The organism is Streptomyces sp. NPDC057474, assembly GCF_042802555.1.
Classification (GTDB): domain Bacteria; phylum Actinomycetota; class Actinomycetes; order Streptomycetales; family Streptomycetaceae; genus Streptomyces.
Map to the genome: position 1 here is coordinate 1 of NZ_JBHVDX010000362.1, position 6,364 is coordinate 6,364.

General features: G+C 74.5%; 3 protein-coding genes and 1 pseudogene. All 4 read right to left on the minus strand.

What is annotated here, in order from left to right:
- Positions 1-50 precede the first annotated feature (50 nt).
- On the minus strand, positions 51-4,118 hold the full coding sequence (locus ACFU53_RS45710; RefSeq protein WP_384006038.1) for an AMP-binding protein: 4,068 nt from the start codon (positions 4,116-4,118) through the stop codon (positions 51-53).
- A gap of 9 nt (positions 4,119-4,127) precedes the next feature.
- Entirely contained in the window at positions 4,128-4,979 is an 852-nt protein-coding gene (locus ACFU53_RS45715; protein ID WP_384006040.1) for an ABC transporter permease, read from the minus strand.
- On the minus strand, positions 4,979-5,968 hold the full coding sequence (locus ACFU53_RS45720) for an ATP-binding cassette domain-containing protein (RefSeq protein ID WP_384006042.1): 990 nt from the start codon (positions 5,966-5,968) through the stop codon (positions 4,979-4,981). Before ACFU53_RS45720 ends, ACFU53_RS45715 begins: the two co-directional genes overlap by 1 nt.
- Positions 5,969-6,075: 107 nt before the next feature.
- Positions 6,076-6,364, minus strand: a pseudogene (locus ACFU53_RS45725) (dehypoxanthine futalosine cyclase); the annotation flags it as partial.

Below are 6,364 nucleotides of genomic sequence, written 5' to 3' on the forward strand. Positions count from 1 at the left end.
CACCGATCGGTGCCGTACCCGCCCGGGTGGCCTGAAACTGCCGGCCCGCCTCAGCCGGCGAGCAGTTCGTTCCTCAGGCGGTGGGCCAGCTCCTCCGGTGTCGCGAAGTCGAAGATCACCGACGCCGGCAGGGAAAGCCCGGTCGTGGACTCCAACGCGTTGCGCGCGGTCAACGCGGTCAGCGAGTCGAACCCGAGGTCGCGGATCCGTCCTGTGTCCGGGATCTGCCCGGCCGAGGCGAGTCCGAGCGCCGTCGCGAAGTGTCCGCGAACCAGGCGCAGGAGGGTCTCCTCCTGCTCGGCGCCGGTGAGGGCCGCCAGCCGGTGGCGCAGCCCGCCCGGATCGGCGACCGCGTCGCGCGCCGGACGCCGGACGACGCCACCCGCCAGGTCCCGCAGCAGCGCGGCCGTGGCGCCGAGCGGCCCCCGGACTCGCGGCGCGGACAGGTCGGGGCGGCCGGCGGTGAGCGCGGCCCGTCCGGTGGCGACGGCCGAGGCGAACAGGTCCGCCGCCTCGTCCGAGGCACCGGCGGGTCCGCGCACCGACACGGCCGCCACGCCGGCCCGCCGCAGGGCGCGGGCCCACACGTCGAACACCGCGGCCACGGCCGCGTCGACCAGACCCGCCGCGGCGGGTGCGGGTGTCGCGAACACCACGGAGGTGACGCCCCGTCCGGCCGCCGACCGGACCAGCTCCAGTGCCGGGCCGACCACGGGACGCAGCGCGGCGTCCACCTCGGCCCGTGTCCCGGTCGTCGCGCCGTCGGTGGGCACGGCCGCCGTGAACAGCACCGTCCGGGGGGCGCCGTCGAACAGGGCCCGCACCGCACCGGCGGGGTCCACCGGGTCCCAGCGCACCAGCTCCGCCGTGCCCGCGGACGCCGGCAGCCGGTCGGCGGCGTTCTTGGCGAACGGGCCCGTCAGCAGTGGTCCGTGTGTCCCCGGTCCGGCGCCGTGCCCGGTCCGTGCCAGGAACGCCTCGGCCGGGCCCTGTGTGTCGCTCCCGGCGAACAGTGCGGTGCGCCCGGGGGAAGACGTGTCCGGGGGACTCGCCGGGACACGGACCGCGCGCGGGGCGCGGACCTCCCCGCCACGGAGCATCAGCCGTGGTTCGCCGCAGGTCACGGCGTCCTCCACGTGCTGCCAGGAAGGCTCCACGGTGTCCGTCTCGACCAGCACGAAACGGCCCGGCGCCCGGTCCTGCGCGGCTCCGACCAGACCCCACACGGCAGCCGCGCCCACGTCCGGCGAACTGTCGTCGCCGACGGCGACCGCGCCCCGGGTGACGACGACCAGCAGGCTCCGCGCGAGCCGGGGATCGGCGAGGTGCCGTACCCATTCCAGGGCCTCGAAGACCGCCGCGCGCACCGCGTCGGCCGGGTCCGTGTCCCGCGGCCTCGAGGGACGGGCGGAGACGACCAGCACGTCCGGGACGAGAGCGCCCTCCTCGACCGCCCGTAGCAGCGACGGCAGGTCGGGCGGGGCCTCGCAGTGACGCCCCGCCGACAACAGGCCCGCACGGACACCGAGCGGATCGGGGCCGACGATCGCCCACCGGTCGGAGCGGTCCGCCCGCCGCGGCGGGTCGCACAGGGCCCAGGACTCCTCGAACAGGCCGTCCTGCTGGGCCGCCGACGACGCCCGCACGGCGTGCTTCTCCCACGGCGCGCACGTCACCGAACGAGCGGTCAGTACCGGATCCCCGGCACCGTCGGCCGCGGCCACGTCCCAGGTGCCGTCCGCCGATCGTCGCAGACTCACCCGCAGCACGGACGCGCCCACGGCGTACAGCGACACATCGCGCCAGCGCACCGCCATCACGTCCGCGGTGTCCTGCCGCGTGCCCTCCGCGGTCTGCCGCACGGCGCAGGCCAGCGCCGCGTCCAGCAGCGCAGGGTGCGGGGCGAACCGGTCCTGTGCCGTCGCCCGGTCCGGCAGTGCCACCTCCACGAAGACCTCGTCGCCGCGCCGCCACACCCCACGCGGCGTCCGCGCGGTGTCCGGTCGGCCGGCACCGGTGTCCCCGCCCGTCCGACGTGCGCCCCGCGGCGGCCACACCGCCCAGCGCATGTCCGGCTCCGGTTCGGCGGCGGGTGCCACCGACGCCACCGCGTGCCGGGTCCACGGGCGTCGTGCCGCGTCGCACGCGTCCCGGCGCCCGTACACCGTCACTTCTCGTACGCCGCGGGAGTCGGGGGCACCGACTCCCACCCTCAGCTGCACGCCCTCGTCCCGCGGCAGCACCAGCGGCTCGTTCGCGGTCAGCTCCAGCACCCGGGCGCAGCCCGCCCGGCCCGCCGCGTGCAGCACCAGGTCCAGCAGGACGGCCCCGGTGACCACCGCCGTGCCGTCGACGCGGCGCAGCAGCGAGGGGTCGGACCCGGCCACGGTGAGCCGGCCGGTGTATGCCACCTCGTCCCGTTCGGGTAGTTCGACCGCGGCGGACAGCAGGGGATGCCCGGCGTCCTCCAGCCCCAGATCGACGGCGCCGCGGTACCGGGCCGGTTCCCCGGCCGTCCGCCGTGAGGACCCGCGCCACAACAACCGGGCCGGTAGGTCGGCCAGCAGTCCGCGGGCGATCTCCCCGGCCGGGTCGCGAGGCACCTCGGCGATCTCGTGGATCTCGTCCGGCAGCTTGTACGGCGGCAACCGCCGCCGGCAGGCGGCCAGCACCGTCTCCACATCGATCCCGCCCGACTCCGGCACCACGTACGCCACCGACATCTCGCCGAGCGTCTCGTGCGGGGCGCCCGCCACGGCCGCGTCCGCGACCCCGGGCGCCTGGACCAGCGCCTGCTCGACCTCGCGGGGGTGAAGGTGCTCGCCCCCGCGGGTGATGAGTTCCGTGAGCCGGCCCGTGATCGTCAGGTGTCCGTCCGCGTCCTGCCGGCCGAGGTCACCCGTGCGGTACCAGCCCCCCGACAGCACGGCCGCGGTCTCCTCCGCCCGCCCGTGGTAGCCCAGCATCAGCCCCGGACCGGACACCCGGATCTCGCCCTCGGCGCCCCGCTCCACCTCCTCGCCGGTGCGCGCGTCCGTCAGGCGCAGCGTGAGCCCCGGCAGCGGCACCCCGCACGAGCCCGGCACGTGCGGGCCCTGCGGCAGGTTCGTGGCGATCGCTCCGCCGGTCTCCGCCGAGCCGTAACCGTCCAGCAACGCGACGCCGAAGGCGGACCGGAACGCCTCGTGCAGGGGCTGCGGGCACGACGACCCCGCGACCAGACACACCCGCGGCCGTGGCGGTCGCACCGCCCTGGACCTCGCCAGCTCGACCATCCGGCGGTACATCACCGGCGCGCCCACGAGGAAGGTGGCGTCCTCCTCCCGTAGCCGGTGCAGCACCTCCTCGGCGTCCGGGCCGTCGGTGAGGCAGGCCGTGGCGCCCACCGCGACGACGCCGACCACGCACACGAGGTGCGCCACGACGTGGGACAGCGGCATCGGGCACACCAGCCGGTCCTGCGGCGACATGCCCAGCAGGGGAGCGCCGAAGGCGGCCGTCGTCCACAGCGACGTCCGCTGGGTGGACACGACTCCCCTGGGGCGTCCGGTCGTTCCGGACGGGTACAGCAACCAGGCCGGCTCGTCGAGCCCCAGGTCGTCCCGGGGCGGATCACGCAGCGACCACGTCGACGCCAGTTCCTCCCAGCGCGGCAGCTCGGCGTCGGCGGCCGCCGCGAACCCCGGCTCGGAGTCCTCCCCGACCAGGATCACCGTGATCCCGGGCCGGTCCGCGAGCACCTGGCGCATCTGTGGCAGCCGTGCCGCATCCGTGATCACCACCCGGGCCGCGCAGTCGTCCAGCACCCGCGCGAGTTCCGTGCCGGCCGACCGCGGGTCCAGCGGTACACCGACGGCACTGGCCCGGGTGACGGCGAGACAGCTCTCCACCGCTTCCACCCGGTTCGGCAGGCAGATCACCGCCGACGCGCCCCGCGCGAGCCCGAGGCCCACCAGATGACCGGCGACCCGCGCGGTACGCCGGTCCAACTCGGCCCAGTTCACCGAGCGGCGGGCGTCCTTGAACGCGGTCCGCTCCGGCTGCCGGGCGGCGTGTTCGGCGAGCAGTTCGTGCAGCGGGCGGATCAGCTCTGCCCGGAACGCCGCGTCCGCGGTCACGAGATCCCCTCACACACCCATCGCGCGGTAGCGACGCACGGCCAGCGCGCGTCCCGCCACCGCGATCAGCACGGACCAGGCCAACGACACCAGCACCGGATGCTGCGCCGGCCAGGCGCCCGTGGCCGAGAGTCCCGGGTTTCCGAACAGCTCGCGTGCCGCTTGCACCGTCGCGCTCAGCGGGTTCCACTCCGCGGCCCAGCGCAGCACCGTCGGGAGCGTCGAGGGCGCCACGAAGGCGTTCGACAGGAATGTCATCGGGAACAGCCACAGGAAGTTGCTGCTGGCCGCGGCCTCCGGGGCGCGCACCGTCAGCCCGATGACGACGCCCACCCACGACAGCGCGTATCCCATGAGCAGGAGCAGGGCGAAGGCCGCGGCGGCCCGCAGCACCCCGTGGTGGATGCGCCAGCCGACCAGCAGCGCGCAGAGGATCATCACGGCGACCATGGCGACGTTCTGCACGAGGTCCGCGAGGGTGCGGCCGGTGAGCAGCGCGCCGCGCGCCATGGGAAGGGACCGGAACCGGTCCACCATGCCGCTCTGCACGTCGTTGGCAATGCTGATGCTGCTGTTGCCGGCCGTGGAGAAGGCGATGGTCTGTGCGAAGAAGCCCGGCATCATGAACTCGCGGTAAGCCGCCGGACCGTCCTCTCCGGGCAGGGCGAAGGACCCCGCGAAGATGTATGCGAAGAGCAGCACGAACACGATGGGCTGCACCAGGCTGAGGACGAGCACCTCGGGTATCCGCAGCGTCCGGATCACGTTGCGCCGCGTCACGACCAGTACGTCACGCACGGACTTGACGGCCGTGCCCGGCTTCAGCTCGGGTACGGGCGGCGCCGTTGCCGACACTGTCATCACTCCTTCTCGCTCGGCGCGCCGGCGACGAGCGCCGCGCGCCTGGTGTCCCGACGGGTGTCCTCGGTGAGGGCGAGGAAGACCTCGTCCAGCGTGGGACGGCGCAGCGCGATGTCGGTGATCTCGATCCCGTCGGCGTCCAGCGCGGCGACGGCCTCCGTCAGCAGTCGTACGCCGCCGTCGACGGGCACGGAGACCGTGCTCCGGGGCCGGTCCACGTCCGGGGCACGGATGCCGAACCGGGCCAGCATGGCCGCGGCCGTGTCGAGCTGTCCGAGCCGGGAGACCGTCACCTCGATGCGCTGCCCACCCGCCTGCGCCTTCAGCTCGCGCGGTGTGCCCCGGGCCACGATCCGCCCGTGGTCGACGACCGAGATGTCCCTGGCCAGCCGGTCGGCCTCCTCCAGGTACTGGGTGGTCAGTAGCAGTGTCGTGCCCTGCCCGACGAGGTCCTCGATGGCGTCCCACAGCATCAGGCGGCTGGTCGGGTCCAGCCCGACCGACGGCTCGTCGAGGAACATCACCGACGGTCGTACGACGAGGGCGCCGGCCAGGTCGAGACGCCGCCGCATCCCGCCCGAGTACGTGCTCGACACCCGGTCGCCCGCGGCGGTCAGGTCGAACTGGTCCAGCAGTTCGTCGGTCCGCAGGCGGGCCGTCCGGGACCGCAGACCGTACAGTTCGCCGATCATGCGGAGGTTCTCCCGGCCCGTCAGCCGGTCGTCCACGGCCGCGAACTGGCCCGAGAGCCCGATCGACAGCCGGACCCGGTCCGGCTCGCGCATCACGTCGTGGCCGGCCACGGTGGCCGTGCCCGAGTCCGGGCGCAGCAGGGTGGTGAGCAGCCGTACTGTGGTGGTCTTGCCCGCTCCGTTGGGGCCGAGCAGTCCTAGCACGCCGCCTTCCGGCACATCCAGGTCTACTCCGTCAACGGCTCGGATCTCACCGAAGGTCTTCACCAGACCCGTGGCGTGAATGGCGCCCGCCATGGGCTCTCTCCGTCCTTGCGCAGGGATGGGGGCGGCAGTGCGTGCGGGGCGAGGCGCGTGTGTCCGGGGCACCGGCACGCGCGAGCCCCGGACACACGGGCCGGGGCTCAGGTCGCGGCGATCAGCTTCAGCTCGGGGTGGGCGGTGCCGCCCTCGATCGCCGTGGACGAGATGTGCGAGACGATGCGCTCGTCGACCGGGTCGTTCGCCGGGTCGTCGTGCACCAGCAGGTGCTCGTACGTCGTGGAACGCTGCGCCGGGACCCGGTCCGCCCCCCGGATCAGGGTGATCAGTTCGGCCAGGTTGGAGCGGTGCTTGGCGCCGGCGGAGGAGACGACGTTCTCCTCCAGCATGATCGAGCCGAGGTCGTCCGCGCCGTAGTGCAGGGAGAGCTGG

Coding starts and splice junctions, on each gene's coding strand:
- ACFU53_RS45715 (WP_384006040.1), bottom strand. CDS start 4,979: ATGACAGTGTCGGCAACGGCGCCGCCCGTACCCGAGCTGAAGCCGGGC.
- ACFU53_RS45720 (WP_384006042.1), bottom strand. CDS start 5,968: ATGGCGGGCGCCATTCACGCCACGGGTCTGGTGAAGACCTTCGGTGAG.